An 18,283-nucleotide genomic window follows, 5' to 3' on the forward strand; every position below is an offset into this window, starting at 1 on the left:
TCGTGCATCCCGCATCCGCTTTTGTCTGAGAGTTTGAGAAACATGCACAAGAGTCATGCCACCTTCGATCCAAACAGCCGGAGAATGCCGTTGCCATGGGGATTTCAGCCGATCCTGCAAACGATCCCATGTGCTGCCGGCATGCACCTGTCTGGCGCAACATGCGCAACGGCTGGGCCTGGGCGTCATGGCGGTGCATGCGGATGCAGAATCGTTTACGCCGGGGCGCTTATCCGGCATCCGCAAGACGGTTCGCCGCGAGGCAAACGCACAAGGGCGGGCAGCACCTCGGTCTTCATTGCCCGGTAGCCGTTCTGACGAACTCGGCCAGGTCGCGATTGAAACGATCGGGTTCCTCAATAAACGGCGCGTGGCCTGATTCAGCGTACACCTTGCTGACGATGCGAGGATTGAGCGCGGTGGCGCGGGCAAGCGTCGCGTGGGTATCGACCAGCGAATCCTTGCCGCCGTAGAGGAAGAGCAATGGCACATGCGCGTTGCCGAGACCCTCAGCGGCGAACACCGTCATCGTAGGGACTTCTCTTTGCATGTCCCAGGACGCCATCGCGGCGTTGGCGAGCAGCCGGGCGAATGTGTCGGCATCTGGCCGCCGGTTGAAGCAAAGTCCGACAAAGCTGCGCTCGCCGTCGAGATGCGTCTTTAGATCCGGGGCGTTCATGTCCCGGTAGACCTCGGGGTGCGCCACGAGCTGGCCGGGCGTCAGTTCGACCACACCATCCACGTACACGGCGCCGGCGATGGCGCGATCGCCATAGGCTGCGAGGTAGTTGGATATCACCACGCCACCAAGCGACCATCCGACCACGACGGGTTTCTTCGCGTGCGAGCCATTGATCACCGCCGCGAGGTCGTCGCCCCAGCGGCGGCCGTCGTGATACGGCACTGCGCCGGTTGGCTTGTCCGACAGACCGTGGCCGCGCAGATCGTACGTAATGATCCGGTACTGGCGCAATGCGGGGCTTTGCACCTGCGGGTCCCAGTTCAGACGACTGCCGAGCAGACCGTGGATCAGAATGACCGGCGGGCCGTTGGGGTTGCCGGTTTCCTGAACCGCCAGCCTGACCCCGTCCTTCGATGCAACCATGTAGTTCGTCGAACCGGCGGCCGCCGCGGGTACGAACGAGAGGAGGGTGCTCGCCGCGACTGCGGCAATCAACACGTTACTGAAAATTCGGGCGCGCATGGCATATTCCTCATGATGAACAGTTCAGCCAGTCTCAACCCTCACACTGATGTGAGAGTCAAGCGGCTTGTGCTAAGCTGTTTTTCATGAACAGGATGCCCGCACACGAATTGCCGACCATCGTGCTGACCATCGGCGAGCTCTCGCAGCGCACCGGCGCGAGCGTGCGGTCGATAAGGCACTACGACGAACACGGTCTGCTCGCATCGGTGCGTGCGAGCAATGGCTACCGCATGTTTCCCGACAAGGCGGTCGCGCAGGTCAGGCAGATCCAGCGCATGATCGCGACCGGTTTCACCATCGAGGATATTCGCGGGTTCCCGGACTGCATGCTGTTGATCGAAGGCGCCCGGTCGTGCGACCAGATCACCGACGTTCAGCGGCAACGTCTCGCCGCCATCGATCGTCAGATCGCGGATCTCGAACGGCGTCGCACCAGGCTCATCAAGACCTTGTCGGAAGGCGCGGTTCCGCCGGTCGATTGAAGCGCGCAGGCAGGGAAAACCCAGTCTGTCTGCCGGATTTCTCGACCGCGGCGATCAATTCACGCGCGGCCACCGAAGTCGTATTCGCGAACGCGTAGAACTTCACATTGGGCAGCGTGGGCATTCCATCGGCTTTGTCGAGTACACGCAGACCGTCGCGCAGTTGACTGCGTGCAATGGGCGCCACAGCGAACCCCGCGTGCGCAGCGGACAAACAGCCCGCCATACTGCTGCTTTCGAACACCAGGCGCCATGATTTGCCGGCGCGGGTGAGCGCGGCGATCGCCGCCTCGCGATAGACGCAAGGCTCAGGGAAGGCTGCAACAGACACTTCGCCGTCGCGATCGAAAACGATTCCATCGGCGAATGCCCAGACCAGTTCCTCCTCCCACAGCAGCGTTCCGTTGTCCGGCACGCGGGTGCATTGCTTGCCAAAAACAATATCGAAGTGGCCGTGCTCCAGATCGTGCACGAGATCCGCTGTCACGCCCACTTTCAACTCCACGGTTGCCGCGGGATGGGCGCGCCGGAACATCTGCAGGACGCGCGGCAGCCACGCACCCGTAAAATCTTCCGAGGCGCCGATTCGCAAGCGCTCAGCGGTTGGTGCGCCGCGCAGGCGGGCTCGCACCTCGCGCTCCAGATTGACGATGTTCCGTGCGTAGGTGTACAGCATTTCGCCGGCCGGTGTCAGTTGGAAACTGCGGGTTGTCCGCAACAGCAGACGGGTTCCCAGAGCCTGTTCGAGGCGTTTGATATGGCCGCTGATCGCGGGGGCTGTCAAAGCCAGTTGCTCGGCAGCGCGGGCGAAGCCGCCCGTATCGACGACCTCGAGAAAGGTCGCCAACAGGACAATGTCGAGCCCGGCGGCGCTCGATTCCGTGCTCATGGTTGCACCGTAATTCATAGCGATACGTTAACAATAGCATCGAATTCTTCAGCAATTCGCGAGCAAAAATATTCTACTGTCTACTCCTCGACGCCAAGGTTTGAGACCAATCGAAGGAGAACGCGGAAATGGAATACTCGTACGTCAGCACGCCGCTGCTGGAGGTGGGCTATCTGGAATGGAACCCAGCCGGAGAACGCACGGCAGTGCTCGTTCATGGCTGGCCGGATTGTCCGCAAACCTGGGGCGGGGTCGCGGCACGCCTTGCAGACGCCGGCTACCGGGTCTTGTGTCCGGCCTTGCGCGGTTTCGGGCCAACCCGGTTTCGCAACGCGGCAACACCACGGAGTGGTCAGCTCGCGGCGCTTGGGCGGGACCTGCTGGAATTTATCGATGCGCTGGGGATTTCACGGCCGTCCCTGATCGGACATGACTGGGGCGCGCGCGCTGTGGCCAACGCATGCGGTTTGCGCGAACGCGCCGCATCGCACCTGGTGATGCTCTCCGTCGGCTATGGCACCAACGATCCGCAACAGGCGCTCAGTTACGAGCAGGCCCGTAACTACTGGTACCACTGGTTCATGGCCACGCCGAGAGGACAGCGAGCGGTCGAGCAGGATCGGCGAGGTTTTACCCGCCTGATGTGGGACACCTGGTCGCCTGCCGGGTGGTATAGGGAACAGGACTACGAGCAGGCAGTCGCTGCATTCGACAATCCCGATTGGGCCAGCGTGGTACTTCATTCCTACCGGCACCGATGGGGTTTTACATCAGGCGACCCAACGTATGCGGCGGATGAAGCCAGTTTGAATCCTGCCCCCGTCTTGCAGGTTCCCACGCTTGTGCTGCATGGCGGTTCGGATGCCTGCAATCATCCTGACAGTTCGGCCGGCAAGGAGAAGTTCTTTACCGGACCATACGACCGGATTGTGCTTGAGCGTGTCGGACATTTTCCACAACGGGAGGCACTGGCTGAAGTGGCCAGTGCCATCATTGAATTTTTTGAACGAACGCCGGAAAAATCATAGCGCTGCACTGGACGCCCATTGTGTGCCGCGCGTCACGCGCTGAGGAATCCAGCTTGCCGGACCCTCAGCGCATTGCCGACGCGAGCATGGTCCGCTGCCGGATCACAGCAGGGATTTGCCTTGGGCGAGAATCTTGTCGCAGACCTGCTTCGTGACCTGTTGCTTCAGACCACCGCCGCTCAGGTCAAGTTGCTGGCCATTGCCGCTGCTCAGGATGCCCTTGGCGCCGTTGGTATAGCCGCTGTCGGACGAGGCTGAACTGGAGCCGCCGGGAAGCTTGCTCATTAGCGAGTCCTTGACCGAAGACGCGCCGTTGCCGCTGAGATAGTTGTTCTTGATGCAGAACTCGAGCACGCCCGCCACGTTGCTTGTGCTGCCCGAGGTCAATGACTGACCCGACAGGGCACTGCCCACGCCGCCGAGGCTCCCCAGGCCACCGGACGACCCGCCACCTCCGCTCTGGTTGAGCAGGTTTCCGAGCTGCGCCTGGGCAGCGCAGACAGGTAGCAATGCGGCGATCAGGATCCCGGTAGCGGTGGCGCGATAGGTACGTGCTTTCATACTCGAACTCCTTTTGATGGCTGGAAATCCTCTTTACTATAGTTCTTTTCCCACCCGTGGCAGACTCGGCGCCCCAATCGCGCTATCCAACATGCATCCATCATCTGACAGCGGGGCCTCGAACACGGCGCATAACGGACCGGTCACGCCGCCCGATCAATCGGCAAGATTCACCGATGCGCTGGAGAAGGTGAGGCCGCTGCTCGAGATGCAGCCGCCGTTAGCGGACGCCATGCTGGCTGAAGCGTTGCAGATCGCCGCGGTCAGTTCGCTCGGGCTGGGCCTGCTCGACGACGCCGAGTCATATTGGCGCCGCGCGATCGCAGCAAACCCGGGCTTCGCGGACGCGTACATGAATCTCGGCACCCTGCTGAACGGCCTGAACCGCCTGCGTGATAAGGAGGTGCTGTTTCGGCAATTGCTGGCAGTCCGCCCGGATCTCGCCGATGTTCACAACCAGCTCGGCTCGATGCTGCAGGACCAGGGGCGTCTGGCCGAAGCTGAGGCGTCTTATTGGCAAGCGTCGCTCGTTGAACCTGATCGCGCTGAGTTTCATTACAACCTCGGCGTCGTGCTCAGGCCGCTCGGCCGTTGGCACGAAGCCGCGCAAGCGTATCAGCGGGCCGTAGAACTCAGCCCCGGCATGGTCATGGGCTACAGCAACCTCGGCAACGTACTGAAGGAGCTCGGACATTTGCGGGAAGCTGAAGCTGCCTACCGTCAGGCGCTCGCGCTTCGCGCCGATTACCACGTGGCGAAGTTTGGTCTCGCCATCCTGCTAATCAGCATGGGGCGCTTCCAGGAAGGATGGCGCTTATATGAGGAGCGTCACGCGAATCCCAGGTCGATGCAGCATAAGACGCAGAAAGTCATTAACCGTCCCCCTTGGCGCGGCGAAGCACTGGCAGGAAAAAAACTGCTGGTCTGGCAGGAGGGCGGACTCGGCGATGCGATTCAATTTGGCCGCTATTTTTCGTGGCTCAAGGCGCAAGGGGCGGCGGAAATCGCTTTCGCCTGCGCTCCCGCGCTGCATCGGCTCTTCGCGGCGGTTGAGGGCGTCGACGTGGTGCTGGCTCACGAGGCAGGCTGGGCGGGTTCCGCGAATTACGACTATTGGACGAGCCCGCTGAGCGCGCCGCTGTATAGCGGCACAACGATGGAAACGATCCCGCCGCCCGTGCGGTTGAGGCTGGACCCGTCTCTCATCGAAGCGTGGCGCGTGCGCCTCGCAGAGCTTCCTGCCGGTCGCCGGATCGGTCTCGTATGGAAAGGCAACGTCCTGCATCAGAACGATGCCAACCGGTCGCTGCGATCCCTTGCGACGCTGGCGCCGCTCTGGCGCATCCCCGGCATCAGCTTCGTGAGCCTGCAAAAAGGCGAGGGCGAGGATGAGGGCAACGCGCCGCCCGTCGGCCAGCCGTTACTGCATCTCGGGTCCGACGCCGTGGATATGGCCGATAGCGCCGCGATCGTCGCGCAACTCGATCTGGTCATCTGTGTGGATACGTCGATTGCGCATCTCGCCGCATCGCTTGGTACGCCGTGCTGGGTCATGCTGCCGGCAGAGGAAATCGACTGGCGCTGGATGCACGAACGCACCGACTCTCCGTGGTATCCCGACACGATTCGTCTGTTCCGCCAACCTCTGGACGGAACATGGCCGACGGTCGTCGAACAGGTTCGACAGGCGTGTGCCGAAGCATTCGCGGGGTAAAGGGCGGACGAGACCGCCCTCGGCAACACTTCAAAATCACTGCGCCTTCGCGTCGACACTCCCGGCCGCCGTATTGCCTGTCTGCGCAGGCGCAGTCTGCTTGTCCGGATGCCGCGGATCATGCAACTGATCCGCCGACCAGCCGCCGCCCAGATCGCCGAATAGCGAGGCCGTGTCCAGCAGGCGCGTTTCCTGAACATTCAGCGCGGTCTGCTGAGTGCTCAACTGGGTGGCCTGCGCGGTGGCCACCGTCGTGTAGTCCACTGTCCCGGCCTGATACTCGTTGAACGCGATCTCGGCGCCACGGGTTGCGTCCTTCACGGCCGTCTCCAGCACGACCGATTGCTCGGCCAGGATTCGCAACCCGCTCAGATCGTCTTCAACGTTCTGGAATGCCGTCAACACCGTGCCCCGGTAGGTGGCGACGGTGGAATCGTAGGCCGCCTTCGCCGCGTCGACGTCGGCGCTGCGCAAACCGCCGTCGAAAAGCGTTTCGGTCGCGCTGCCGCCCAGCGACCAGACGTAGTTGGCCACCTTGAACAGACCGGACAAGGGCGACTGTGTAAAGCCGGCCAGCCCGGACAGGGAAATCTCCGGGTAATACGCCGATACCGCCACGCCAATCGCCGCATTTTGCGCCGCCATCTTGCGCTCGGCCGCGGCGATATCGGGCCGCCGTTCGAGCAGCGTCGACGGCACACCCACCGGCACGCCCGGCAGCGTCGGCATGGTGGTGCTGTGCGTGATCGACAGTTCTTCCGGATTCTTGCCCACCAGCACGGCAATCGCATGCGCGTACTGGGCGCGCGCCACGCCGAGCGCGATCAGACTGGACTGCGCCGTCTCGAGTTGGGTGCGGGCAGTGATCAGGTCGGACGGCGCGATGGTGCCCGCCTGATCCTGGTCGGACACGACGTCCAGATAGTGCTGGTAGGCCACGACCGTTTTTTGCAGAAGGTCGATATTGGCGTCGCTGGTGCGCAGTTCGATGATCGCCGTGGCCAGCGCCACCTGCTCGGAGAGCGTCGCATTGGCGAGCGTCGCTTCGGTCGATTGCGCCGTCGCGGCGTTTTCTTCGATCGTGCGCCGCACCTGGCCCCACAGATCGGGCGCCCAGCTGACGTTGCCTTCCAGCGAGCCCGAGTTCGCCACGCGCGCCACATTGCCGACCGAGCCACGCGCCTTGGTGCCCGAACCGGTTACGCCGATGGTCGGAAACAGGCTGGCGCGCGCCACCCGCACTTCGGCGAGTGCTTCCTGATAGTTCGCGTAGTCCGCGCGCACGTTCTGGTTCGATACCGACACCAGCGGTTCAAGCTGGTCGATCAACGGATCGTTGAAGGCCGTCCACCAGTCGCCTTTCGGTTTCTCGGCCGAGGGTTCGGCTTGGGTCCAGCCCGGCAACTCCGAGTAGGTGGCGGCCACGTTGACCGGCGGGCGGTGGTAGTCCGGGCCGACCGTGCAGGCACTGGTCAGCAGGGCCAGCGTCGCGACGGCCAGAGGCCGCAGTGGGCCAACGAGGCCAACGAGGCCAACGAGGCCAACGAGGCCAACGTGACCAGGGTGGCCAGGGTGGCCAGGGTGGCCAGAGCGGTTACGGGAAATCTTCATCGTCATGCCCTCGTATCCGGTTGTCCGGGTTGCTGCGTGTCGCGATTCCATGGCAGGTTGGCGGACCATCTGACCAGCTTGAAGCGCAAGCGGTCGAGGTAGAGGTAGATCACCGGTGTCGTGTACAGGGTAAAGACCTGGCTCAGGATCAGGCCACCCATCACGGTGATACCGAGCGGTTGGCGCAGCGACGCGCCCTGGCCAATGCCGATAGCGAGCGGCACCGCGCCGAGCACGGCCGCGAACGTGGTCATCATGATCGGCCGCAGACGGACCACGGCGGCCGAGTGGATCGCTTCCTTCGCCGGCATGCCTTCGCTGCGTTGCAATTGGATCGCGACGTCGACCATCATGATGCCGTTCTTCTTGACGATACCGATCAGCAGGATGATGCCGATCATCGCGATCACCGAGAACGGTGTGCCGAAAATCAGCAGGGCCAGCGTCGCGCCGATGCCCGCGGACGGCAGCGTCGACAGAATGGTCAGCGGGTGGATCGAGCTTTCGTACAACACGCCGAGCACGATATACACCACGCCGAGTGCCGCCAGAATCAGCAGCGGCACCGTCCCCATCGACTGCGAGTAGGCGGCCGCCGCGCCGGCAAACGAACCGTGGATGCTGGCGGGCATGCCGATCTCGCGGATCGTGTTGTTGATCGCCACGGCCGCCTTGCTCAACGAACCGCCCGCCGGCAGGTTGAACGAAATCGTCGCGGCCACGAGGCCGCTCTGGTGATTCACCTGAGTCGACGTATGGCTGTTCGAGAACGAAGCCAGCGCCGACAGCGGCACCATGGTTTCAGCCGAGGTACTGTCCGCGCTGCCGGTCGAACTGCCGCCCTTGCTGTTGGCGATGCTATTGGTGGTCGCGTTGGCCTGCGCGTTCGAGTTGAGTGCGTTCGTGGTCGTGCTGGCCTCGGTCGCCACCGTCACACCCGATACCGTGGCGCCCGGCATCTGCGTGCCCGCCGTGCCGGTGGGGTTGCCCGACGCCGTGCTCAGGTAAATCTGGTTGAGCGTTTGCGGGTATTGCCAGTAGTCCGGCGCCACTTCCATCACCACGAAATACTGGTTCAGCGGGTTGTAGATGGTCGACACGGTCCGCTGGCCGAACGCGTCATACAGCACGCTGTCGACCTGGTTCGGCGCAAAGCCGTAGCGTGCCGCCGTCGAACGGTTGATGGTGACGTAGGTCTGCAGGCCATTTTGCTGCAGGTCCGAGTTCACGTCGAGCAACTGCGCGTGCTCCTTGCCGAGCGCGGCGACGAGCAGCGGTGTCCACTTGAACAGCGCGGCGGAATCGTCGCTGGTGAGCGTGTATTGATACTCGGCGGCGGATTGCCGTCCGCCGATTCGCAGATCCTGCTGGGCCTGCATGAAGAGGCGGGCGCCCGAGACTTCATTGAGTTTGGGCCGTAGACGGTTCACAACTTCGGTGGCCGTGGCATGGCGCTCCGCCAGCGGCTTGAGTTCGACGAACACGTTCGCGGTATTGAGCGCGCGGCCGCCCGTAAAGCCGGCCACCGAGGCCACCGCCGGATCCTTCTGCACGATCTCCTGCAATTGCGTGAGCTTCTTTTGCATCGCCGGAAAGGAGATGCTCTGGTCGGCAATGATCTGTCCGATCAGGATGCCCGTGTCCTGTTCAGGAAAGAAGGTGGCCGGCACCAGCTTGAACAGGAACACGTTCGCCACCAGCAGGCCGACCAACAGCAGGATGACCAGCAGTGCATGGTCCAGGACTGCAGTAAGCGAGCGCGCGTAGGCATCCTTGAAACGATCGAACTGCTTTTCGACCCATATTGCCCAACGCGCTTTCGAATGTCCGGCGTTCTCGCGGCTCAGCACGTAGGCGCACATGGCCGGCGTGACTGTCAGCGAAATCACCAGCGAGATCAGGATCGCGATGGACAGCGTGACCGCGAACTCGTGGAACAGGAGGCCGACCACGCCCGGCATCAGCATGATGGGAAGGAACACCGCGATCAGCGAGAGGCTCATCGAGATCACCGTGAAGCCCACTTCGCCGCTGCCTTTCAAGGCGGCCTCTTTCGGGCTGAGCCCTAACTCCATGTGACGCACGATGTTTTCCAGCACCACTACCGCGTCGTCGACCACGAAGCCCGTACCGATGGTCAGCGCCATCAGCGAGAGGTTGTCGATGCTGTAGCCGAGCAGGTACATCGGCCCGAAGGTGCCTACGATCGAGAGCGGCAGCGCGACGGCCGGCACCAGCGTGGCGCGCGGCGATTGCAGGAAAATGAACACGACGCCCACTACCAGCAGCACGGCAATGAACAGCGTGCGCTCCGTGTCGCCCACCGACGCTCTGACCGATTCCGAGCGGTCAATCGCGATACCCACATGCACACTGCTTGGCAGCGTCGCCTCGATCGACGGCAGGACCTTGCGGATCTGCGCCACGGTGCTCACGACATTGCTGCCAGGCATCGGATACACGATCACGAGAATGGCGGACTTGCCGTTGAAGAGGCCGGCATTGCGGATGTTTTCGTTCGAATCCCTGACCTCGGCCACGTCGCGCAACTGCACCGGTGCGCCGTGGCGGTAGGCGACCACCAGGTCGCGGTAGGGCGCCGCATGTGTGATCTGGTCATTGGAGGTGACCACGTAGCGCTGGTCGCCCTCGTCGAGATGGCCTTTGGCGCTGTCGGCGTTGGCCGCGCTGATTGCCGCGCGCACGTCTTCGAGACCGATACCGTAGCTGCTCAGTTTGCCCGGCTGCAATTCCACCCGTACCGAGGGCAGCGCACCGCCGCCGAGCGTGATCTGACCCACGCCCTGGACCTGCGAGAGCTGCTGCTGGATGACCGAATCGGCGGAATCGTAGAGCTGTGCCTTGGTGAGCGTGTCCGACGTGAGCGAGAGCACCATGATCGGCGCATCCGCCGGGTTGTACTGGCGATAGCTCGGATTGCTGCGCAGCGTGGTCGGCAGGTCGGCGCGCGCGGCCTGGATGGCCGCTTCGACGTCGCGCGCGGCGCCGTTGATGTCGCGCTTCAAACCGAACTCGACCACGATCAGCGACGAGCCGACGGAGCTGATCGAGGTCAGTTCTTCGACGTCGGCAATGGTCGCGAGCCGCCGCTCGAGCGGCTCGGCCACCGTGGTTCCCATGATGTCCGGGCTCGCACCTGCCATGTTCGCCTGCACCACGATGACCGGAAAGGCAATGTTCGGCAACGGCGCAACCGGCAGCCGGAAGTAGGCGAGCGCTCCGGAGATCAGGATGGCGATCGCCAGAAGCGTGGTCGCGACGGGCCGCCGGATGAACAACGCCGAGATGTTCAAGGCGCTTCCTCCGCCCCGCCGCGAGGCGAATCCTCCGGCTTATCCGAATTATGCGGTTTGTTGCGGTTGCGCCAGCGTCTCGTGCGCTCGGCCATTCTGTCGAAGAACAGATAGATCACCGGCGTGGTGAAAAGCGTCAGCATCTGGCTCAGCGTCAGACCGCCGATGATCGCGAGCCCCAGCGGCCGCCGCAATTCCGAACCCGTGCCGGAGCCGAGCAGCATCGGCAGTGCGCCGAGCATGGCGGCCAGCGTCGTCATCAGGATCGGCCGGAAACGCAGCAGCGACGCCTCGAAGATCGCTTCGCGCGGGGCCTTGCCGTGATTGCGTTCGGCGTCCAGCGCGAAGTCCACCATCATGATGGCGTTCTTCTTGACGATACCGATCAGCAGCACGATGCCGATGATGCCGATCACATCCAGGTCGCTGCCGGCGATCATCAGCGCGAGCAGTGCGCCGATACCCGCCGAGGGCAGGGTGGACAGAATCGTCACCGGATGGATGAAGCTCTCATACAGCACGCCGAGCACGATATACACCGCCACCAGCGCCGCGATCAGCAGATAGACCTCGCTCGACAGCGAGTCTTCGAAGGCCTGCGCCGCGCCCTGCAGCGACGAGGTGATCGACGGCGGCAGGTTCACCGACTGTTCGGCTTGATGGATCGCCTTGACCGCCGTGCTCAGCGACGCATCCTTCGCGAGATTGAACGAGATCGTGACCGACGGGAACTGCGCCAGATGGCTGATTACAAGCGGCGACTTCGTGATCTGGATCTTTGCGATACCGGACAGCGGCACCTGGCCCGTGCTGCTGGTCTGACTCGGCAGATACAGGTTGCCGATCGACTGCACGTTCGGCAGCGATTCCGGTTTGGCGACGAGAATCACGCGGTACTGGTTCGACTGCTCGAAGATGGTCGAAACGATCCGCTGGCCCAGCGCGTCGTAGAGCGCATTGTCGATCGTCGCGGGCGTGATGCCGAAGCGTGCCGCCAGTTGCCGGTTGACCTCGACGTTCACGCTCAGGCCGTCGGTATTCATGTCGCTTTGCACGTCGGCGAGCGATGGGATCTGCTTGAGCTTCGCGACCAGTTCCGGCACGTACTTCTGGAACGCCTGCTGGCTCGGTCCGCGCAGCACGAAGCTGTACTGGTTCGGCGAGACTGTGGTGTCGAGCGTCAGATCCTGTTCGGGCTGCATGTAGAGCTTGACGCCCGGCACTTGCGCGACTTCCTGTTGCAGACGCCGGGCAATCTCCTGCGCGGTGTCGGAGCGCTTGTCGTGATCGCGAAGATTGATCAGGAAGCGACCGTTGTTCAGCGTCGAGTTCGTGCCGTCGATACCCACGTAAGAGGTCAGCGAGGTGACGTCCGGGTCTTTCAGGATCGCATCGGCGAGCGCGCCCTGGCGGTTCACCATCGCCGCGTACGACACCGAGTTGTCGGCTACGCTGATCCCCTCGATCACGCCGACGTCCTGCACTGGAAAGAGCCCCTTCGGAATCACCACGTACAGGATGCCGGTCAGCACCACCGTGCCGACGGCCACGACGAGCGTCAGCACCTGGTGATCCAGCACCCAGCGCAGGCCACGTTCATAGGCGCCCAGTGTCTTGTCGAACAGGCCTTCGCTGATCCGCTCGAAGCGGCTCGGATGGCGGTCGGCCTGCGCGCGCAACATGCGCGCGCAGAGCATCGGCACCACGGTCAGCGAAACGATCGCGGAGATCACGATGGTGACGGCGAGCGTCACCGCGAATTCGCTGAACAGACGCCCGATCACACCGCCCATGAAGAGCAGGGGAATCAGCACGGCGATCAGCGAGATGGTCAGCGACAGAATCGTGAAACCGATCTGACCCGCGCCTTCCAGTGCGGCTTCGAGCGGTGTCTTGCCTTCCTCCAGGTAACGCACGACGTTCTCGATCATCACGATCGAGTCGTCGACCACGAAGCCGGTGGCGATAATGAGCGCCATCAGCGAGAGGTTGTCGATCGAGTAGTTCAACTGATACATCACGGCCAGGGTGCCGATCAGCGACACCGGCACCGACACGCTAGGAATGAGGGTGGCGGGCACATTGCGCAGGAACACGAAGATCACCGCGACCACCAGCACGATGGCGAGAATCAGTTCGAGCGCCGCGTCGGAGACCGACGAGCGGATCACGCCCGTGCTGTCCGACACCACGGTCACCTTCATGCCGGCCGGCAGCGTGGATTCGAGCTGCGGCAGTTGCTTCATGATCTGGTTGACCGTCGCGATCACGTTCGCGCCGGGTTGCCGCTGGACGTTGAGCACGATGGCCGGCGAGCCGTTGTACCAGGCGCCGCGTTCGACGTCCTGGGCGGCCTGACTGACCCGCGCGACGTCGCGCATGAACACCGGGGCGCCGTTCTGGTAGGCGATCACCGTATCCAGATAGTCCTTCGGATCGCTGATCTGATCGTTGCCGTTGATCGTGTAATCGAGGTCGGGGCCGTCGAAATTGCCCTTCGGCTGGCTGACGTTGACATAGCTGAGCAGCGTGCGCAGATCGTCGATATTCAGGCCGTAGGCGGCCAGCTTGTGCGGGTCCGCTTCGACACGGATGGCCGGCACATTGCCGCCGCTCGTGGTCACCACACCCACGCCCGACACTTCGGAAATCTTGGTGCCGAGACGGTTGTTGGCGACGTCCTCGAGCTGGGTCAGCGACATCGATTTCGACGTCACCGCAAGCGTCAGGATCGGCTGATCGGCCGGATTGACCTTGGCATACGTCGGCGGCGCGGGCAGGCCGGCGGGCAGGTAGCTGTTCGAAGCGTTGATGGCCTGCTGGACGTTCTGCTGCGCGATGTCGAGGTCGAGCGAGAGATCGAACTGCAGCGTGATGACCGACGCGCCGTCCGAGCTATACGACGTCATCTGTTGCAAGCCCGGGATTTCGCCCAACTGCACTTCGAGCGGCGCCGTGACTGTGGTGGCCATCACGTCCGGACTCGCGCCCGGATAAAACGTCTGCACCTGGATGGTCGGATAGTCGACGTTGGGCAGCGATGAAACCGGCAGCACGCGCATGGCGACGAGGCCCACCAGCACGAGGGCGATCATCAGCAGCAGCGTGGCTACCGGTCGAAGAATGAACAGACGGGAAATATTCATCGGCGCGTGAGCCTGCTACGACGAAGCCGCATTGGCCGACGCTGCGGCCGATGCGGCAGCGGGTTCGGAGGTAGCAGGGGCAGCGGCGGCGCCGCTGGACGCTGGCTTGGCCGCCGCGGGCTTCGGCTTGGCCGCCTCGATCTTGGCTCCGTCGTTCAGGCGGTCGGTGCCGTCCGTGACCACCTGGTTCCCCTGGGCGAGGCCGGAGAGAACGACGGTGTTCTTGCCGTCGCTCGGGCCCAGCTTCACTTTATGCACGGAGACGGTGTTGTTCGCGTTGACCAGATAGACGAAGTCGCCCGGCGCGCCGGTTTGCACGGCGGGGGTCGGCACCAGCACGGCATTCTGCATCGTATCGACCAGCAGCTTGACGTTGACGAACTCGTTGGGGAATAGCGCTTCGTCGTCGTTGGGGAACGTGGCGCGCAAGGTGACGGTGCCGGTCGAGGTGGCCATCTGGTTGCTGACCGCGTAGAGCGCGCCTGTGGCGACCTCGCGCGCGTTGTCGCTGCTATAGGCGGTGACCGGCAACTTTGCGCCGCCATTCAGGCGCTGCACGATCGAGGCGAGCGAGTCCTGCGGCACCGTGAACTGCACGGTAGTCGGCTTGACGGTGGTGATGACGACGATCCCCGTCGACGACGACGCGGTCACGTAGTTGCCCGGGTCGACGAGACGCAGGCCGACCTTGCCGGCGACCGGCGCGGTGATGCGGCAATAGGTCAGGTCGAGGTCGAACTGGGCGATGTTGGCGAGATCGGACTGGACCGCGGCCTCGTCTTGCTGCACGAGGAATTTCTGATCCTCGAAGGTTTGCTGCGCGATCGACTTGCGCTCGTTCAACTGCGTGTAGCGGGCAAGATCGGCACGCGCCTGGGCGAGCGACGCGTGGTCTTTGGCGAGTGCCGCCTGAGCCTGCTGCTTGCTGATCTGATACTGGCGCGGATCGATCTGGGCGAGGAACTGGCCTTTCTGGACTTCCTGGCCTTCGTGATAACCGACCTCCGTGAGGTAGCCGCTCAGTTGCGGCAGCACGGTCACGGTGGCGGTGGGGGTAACCGTGCCGAGTTCGCTCAACGTGACCGGCATCGAACCGAGTGTGGCGCTCGCCACGGTGACGACGATCGGCGCGACTTCACGCGAGGGCTTCTTCTGCGTCAACAGGTGTACAACGACGAGCGCGATCAGCACCAGCACGATAAGCGCAAATAGAATGAGCCCGCGTCGGGAGCGCTTGGGTTGCTTGGACACGGCTTCGCTCATAGGTATCTCCGAAAACGAAAACAGATGCTGCCGTAAATGATCGGATGGGGAGTCATTCTCTGCCAGGATTTTGGGAACATGCCATGGTTCTTGCGTGTTGTCACAACTCAATGATCTTTTTGCATGGCGTTATCTAATTGAAAGAAAAACGGGTCGCGCAAAATGCATAACGTCGTAACCGGCATAAGGCGCCGTAATGGCGTTATGGCGTGGTAACTGGATCGATGACGACGAACACGCTGTGAAATCGGCGGTAATGTTTTATCGGAGCGTCCCCGCGGAATCGAGTGGGCGGCGCGTTGCCGACTGCCGCGAGCGCCTTGCTGACAGACCGTGTGTTGTTCATGTTTGCGTTGGTGGATGCGGGTGGACAACGGGCATGCCGCCAATGTACCGGGTACGTACAAAGTTTGAGTTACCAACGTGAAACATGTTGGGGTCGGAAAGACTCTGTGGGTGTCTTTCCGACCGCAAGCGGCGTCAACGGACAGTTGAATGTGGGGGGTTTCTTTTAGCGGACGTTACGGCGAGTGGGAACGTCCGCTGAAAGCGTGATGTAATTATTTGGACCGTGTAATCGGTCGCGTGCCGCGACATGCCTTCACGCGGCTGCGCCGCTTATACGGCACTCGCAACTGCAAGATACTGGTGAATGGCCTGAATGACGGCTGCGCCTTCACCCACGGCAGCCGCTACTCTTTTGACAGACCCGCTTCGCACGTCGCCGGCGGCGAAGATACCGGGCCGGCTTGTCTCCAGATCATGCGCTGGCCGCTCAGCTTCCCACCGGACGCCTGTATCGGCACCGGTCAGCACAAACCCATCCTTGTCCAGCGCCACGCAATCGCCAAGCCACCGGGTATTGGGCTCAGCCCCCAGGAAAAGAAAAACGTGCTGGATCTGTTTCTGTTCGATGTGTCCCTGCCGGTCCCATTTGATTGCCTCAAGTCTCGACTCGCCGCATAACTCGACGATCTGCGTCCTCGTGTGAAGCGTGATGTTGGCGGTCGCGTTGATGCGCCTGATCAGGTAATCCGACATACTCGCACTGAGCCCGTCGCCGCGAATGGCGACGTGGACGTGACCTGCGAATCTCGCAAGGAATACCGCAGCCTGTCCGGCCGAATTCCCACCGCCGACAACAATCAACTCCTGGTTTTTACAGAACGCACCCTCCATGAAGGTCGCACTGTAGTAGATGCCGCAACCTTCGAAATGCTCCAGTCGGGCAAGCGCCGGCTTCCGATAACGCGCGCCGGTAGCAATGACCACGGCGCGAGCGTGAACACTCTCGTTCTGACCCAGTCCGATGTGAAACGTTTGAGGATCCGTGCATTCAACCTTCAGTGCTTCGATTGGCACACCGACTTCGGCGCCGAACTTGCGGCATTGGGACAGGCCTCGGCCGGCCAGTGCCTGCCCCGATATACCCGTAGGAAAACCGAAGTAATTTTCAATCTTCGAACTGGTGCCCGCCTGGCCCCCTGGCGCCTTGGCATCCAGAACCGCAACCTTCAACCCCTCTGATGCCGCATATACCGCGGCCGCCAGTCCCGCGGGTCCTGCGCCGACCACAACGAGATCGAAGCGCTCGCCGTTCAACCGGTCCGGACTCAGGCCAATCGCATCTGCCACGGCCCGGTTGCCGGGTCTCCTGAGAACGGTGCCTTGCGAGGTGACCACAACCGGAATGTCGGCTTCGGTTACGTCATAGCGGGTCAGAAGTTCTTTTGTTTCGGCATGCTCGACGATATCGAAATATGCCGAGGGTTGCGCGTTGCGGCTCAGGAAATGGCGCAGGCGTAGCGTCGCGGCCGAGGACGTACTGCCGATCACCACCAGGCCTGCCTGGCTCTGGGCGAAAGCGACCCGGCGCAGAATATACGCGCGCATGATGGTCTCGCTTAGCTCCGCTTCAGCGATCACGAGGGCGCGGAGTGACTCCTCATCGATAACGATGACCTCGCAATCGGAAACGGCGCGCGTCGTCGCCGCGGCAGCCCGGCCGGCGAGCGTGCCAACTTCGCCGGTGAAACTGCCGGGACCATATGTACCCAGCGATACGGGGCCTTGAACGGACTTTCTGGTTGTGTTGATCGTTCCGGACAGAATGGCAAACATCGCGATGTGCCGGTCACCCTCGGAATAGAGGATGTCGTTGGTTCTGATCTTGCGGCGCTCGCCGTATCGCTCCAGTATCGCCAGCTGCTTTTCGTCCAGCGTGGGATACACCTGATGGTAACGGCCGTCACCTGACGACAGCTTGCCGGACTTGCCTGAAGAGTCTTGACTCATGATGGATTCCATCAGATTGAGGATGATCCTTGCCATAGAACTACTGCATCCGGCGCATATGATATCGCCGGTTGCAACACGTGATTGGGCCGCGTGCTCTATGGGCCATCGGCACCGGCGTCGCGCTACCCGCTCGCGAGAGGTGGGTCGATTCGGACGCATGTTCCACAAGGGGCGACTACGGAAATTCGTTGTGGGACGGGGACCGGCCAGAAACCGGCGTTTGCGAGTGACAGGCTCCTGGTTGCCGAAGTATTGATGGACGCTGTCTTACGTCTATGATAAATACCGGCACGAGGTGGCATCGCGTTTTCGCACATTCATTGAAGGGTAGAGTCATGACCAGAATGATTTTTGTGAATTTGCCAGTCGCAAATCTGGCGGCATCAAGGCGTTTCTACGAAGCGCTTGGCTTCACGAACAACCCGCTATTCAGTGACGACACGGCTGCCTGCATGGTATGGAGCGAGTCGATAAACGTCATGCTGCTCACCCATGCCAAGTGGAGCACGTTCACGACTCGTCCCATTGCGCCCAGCACCTCAAGCGAGGTGATGCTTGCTGTCTCCTGCGACAGTCGCGAGGCGGTCGACGCGATGAATACGGCTGCAGCGGCTAACGGCGGGACAGCTGATATCAACCCGATGCAGGATCTTGGTTTTATGTACAACCGAAACGTGGCGGATCCCGACGGCCACGTCTGGGAAGCGGTCTGGATGAACCCAACGGCCATTAGTGCCGGCGAGCACAAAGCGCCGGCAGAATAACCGGCG

12 protein-coding genes are annotated in these 18,283 nt (G+C 62.4%); 4 read left to right on the forward strand and 8 right to left on the reverse strand.

The annotated features are described in order from the left end of the window. Positions 1–295: 295 nt before the first annotated feature. Positions 296–1,204: an alpha/beta fold hydrolase gene (locus GH665_RS10015; protein WP_153135733.1), complete on the reverse strand. Its 909-nt coding sequence runs from the start codon at positions 1,202–1,204 to the stop codon at positions 296–298. A gap of 86 nt (positions 1,205–1,290) precedes the next feature. On the opposite strand from GH665_RS10015, the gene GH665_RS10020 reads away from it, so the two are divergent. Continuing rightward, complete coding sequence (locus tag GH665_RS10020) at positions 1,291–1,689, forward strand: MerR family transcriptional regulator (protein WP_025496584.1); 399 nt, start codon at positions 1,291–1,293, stop codon at positions 1,687–1,689. On the opposite strand, the gene GH665_RS10025 is transcribed toward GH665_RS10020, so the two are convergent. Next, the gene (locus GH665_RS10025) at positions 1,649–2,578 is read right to left on the reverse strand and encodes a LysR family transcriptional regulator (protein ID WP_153135734.1); all 930 of its coding nucleotides are present in this window, start codon (positions 2,576–2,578) and stop codon (positions 1,649–1,651) included. The two genes, GH665_RS10020 and GH665_RS10025, sit on opposite strands and share 41 nt — an antisense overlap. Before the next feature lie 128 nt (positions 2,579–2,706). Here GH665_RS10025 and GH665_RS10030 point away from each other — a divergent pair, with 128 nt between their 5' ends. Then, the gene (locus tag GH665_RS10030) at positions 2,707–3,606 is read left to right on the forward strand and encodes an alpha/beta fold hydrolase (RefSeq protein WP_153135735.1); all 900 of its coding nucleotides are present in this window, start codon (positions 2,707–2,709) and stop codon (positions 3,604–3,606) included. A gap of 102 nt (positions 3,607–3,708) precedes the next feature. Here the strand turns inward: GH665_RS10030 and GH665_RS10035 are convergent, their stop codons facing one another. Next, complete coding sequence (locus tag GH665_RS10035) at positions 3,709–4,167, reverse strand: YjjA family protein (protein ID WP_153135736.1); 459 nt, start codon at positions 4,165–4,167, stop codon at positions 3,709–3,711. Positions 4,168–4,258: 91 nt separating this feature from the next. On the opposite strand from GH665_RS10035, the gene GH665_RS10040 reads away from it, so the two are divergent. Next, a complete protein-coding gene (locus GH665_RS10040; RefSeq protein WP_246216183.1) occupies positions 4,259–5,881 on the forward strand; it encodes a tetratricopeptide repeat protein in 1,623 nt (540 codons plus the stop codon). 36 nt (positions 5,882–5,917) lie between these two features. Here the strand turns inward: GH665_RS10040 and GH665_RS10045 are convergent, their stop codons facing one another. From GH665_RS10045 to GH665_RS10065, 5 genes are all read right to left on the reverse strand, one after another. Then, positions 5,918–7,498, reverse strand: a complete 1,581-nt coding sequence (locus tag GH665_RS10045) for an efflux transporter outer membrane subunit (RefSeq protein WP_246216184.1) — start codon at positions 7,496–7,498, stop codon at positions 5,918–5,920. Beyond that, positions 7,495–10,806: an efflux RND transporter permease subunit gene (locus GH665_RS10050; RefSeq protein ID WP_153135739.1), complete on the reverse strand. Its 3,312-nt coding sequence runs from the start codon at positions 10,804–10,806 to the stop codon at positions 7,495–7,497. Before GH665_RS10050 ends, GH665_RS10045 begins: the two co-directional genes overlap by 4 nt. Then, a complete protein-coding gene (locus tag GH665_RS10055; RefSeq protein WP_153135740.1) occupies positions 10,803–13,952 on the reverse strand; it encodes an efflux RND transporter permease subunit in 3,150 nt (1,049 codons plus the stop codon). Before GH665_RS10055 ends, GH665_RS10050 begins: the two co-directional genes overlap by 4 nt. Before the next feature lie 15 nt (positions 13,953–13,967). After that, positions 13,968–15,215, reverse strand: coding sequence for an efflux RND transporter periplasmic adaptor subunit (locus GH665_RS10060; RefSeq protein ID WP_153135741.1), 1,248 nt, complete (start codon positions 15,213–15,215; stop codon positions 13,968–13,970). A gap of 618 nt (positions 15,216–15,833) precedes the next feature. Next, positions 15,834–17,510, reverse strand: coding sequence for an FAD-dependent oxidoreductase (locus GH665_RS10065; protein WP_153138351.1), 1,677 nt, complete (start codon positions 17,508–17,510; stop codon positions 15,834–15,836). Between the two features lie 338 nt (positions 17,511–17,848). Here GH665_RS10065 and GH665_RS10070 point away from each other — a divergent pair, with 338 nt between their 5' ends. Then, on the forward strand, positions 17,849–18,277 hold the full coding sequence (locus GH665_RS10070) for a VOC family protein (RefSeq protein ID WP_153135742.1): 429 nt from the start codon (positions 17,849–17,851) through the stop codon (positions 18,275–18,277). The last annotated feature ends 6 nt before the right edge of the window (positions 18,278–18,283 follow it).

Source organism: Paraburkholderia agricolaris, from assembly GCF_009455635.1.
GTDB lineage: Bacteria > Pseudomonadota > Gammaproteobacteria > Burkholderiales > Burkholderiaceae > Paraburkholderia > Paraburkholderia agricolaris.

What these genes read in the sequence shown, in the direction of transcription:
- GH665_RS10015 (WP_153135733.1), bottom strand. Translation starts at nt 1,204, where the DNA reads ATGCGCGCCCGAATTTTCAGTAACGTGTTGATTGCCGCAGTCGCGGCG.
- GH665_RS10020 (WP_025496584.1), top strand. Translation starts at nt 1,291, where the DNA reads ATGAACAGGATGCCCGCACACGAATTGCCGACCATCGTGCTGACCATC.
- GH665_RS10025 (WP_153135734.1), bottom strand. Translation starts at nt 2,578, where the DNA reads ATGAGCACGGAATCGAGCGCCGCCGGGCTCGACATTGTCCTGTTGGCG.
- GH665_RS10030 (WP_153135735.1), top strand. Translation starts at nt 2,707, where the DNA reads ATGGAATACTCGTACGTCAGCACGCCGCTGCTGGAGGTGGGCTATCTG.
- GH665_RS10035 (WP_153135736.1), bottom strand. Translation starts at nt 4,167, where the DNA reads ATGAAAGCACGTACCTATCGCGCCACCGCTACCGGGATCCTGATCGCC.
- GH665_RS10040 (WP_246216183.1), top strand. Translation starts at nt 4,259, where the DNA reads ATGCATCCATCATCTGACAGCGGGGCCTCGAACACGGCGCATAACGGA.
- GH665_RS10045 (WP_246216184.1), bottom strand. Translation starts at nt 7,498, where the DNA reads ATGACGATGAAGATTTCCCGTAACCGCTCTGGCCACCCTGGCCACCCT.
- GH665_RS10055 (WP_153135740.1), bottom strand. Translation starts at nt 13,952, where the DNA reads ATGAATATTTCCCGTCTGTTCATTCTTCGACCGGTAGCCACGCTGCTG.
- GH665_RS10060 (WP_153135741.1), bottom strand. Translation starts at nt 15,215, where the DNA reads ATGAGCGAAGCCGTGTCCAAGCAACCCAAGCGCTCCCGACGCGGGCTC.
- GH665_RS10065 (WP_153138351.1), bottom strand. Translation starts at nt 17,510, where the DNA reads ATGAGTCAAGACTCTTCAGGCAAGTCCGGCAAGCTGTCGTCAGGTGAC.
- GH665_RS10070 (WP_153135742.1), top strand. Translation starts at nt 17,849, where the DNA reads ATGACCAGAATGATTTTTGTGAATTTGCCAGTCGCAAATCTGGCGGCA.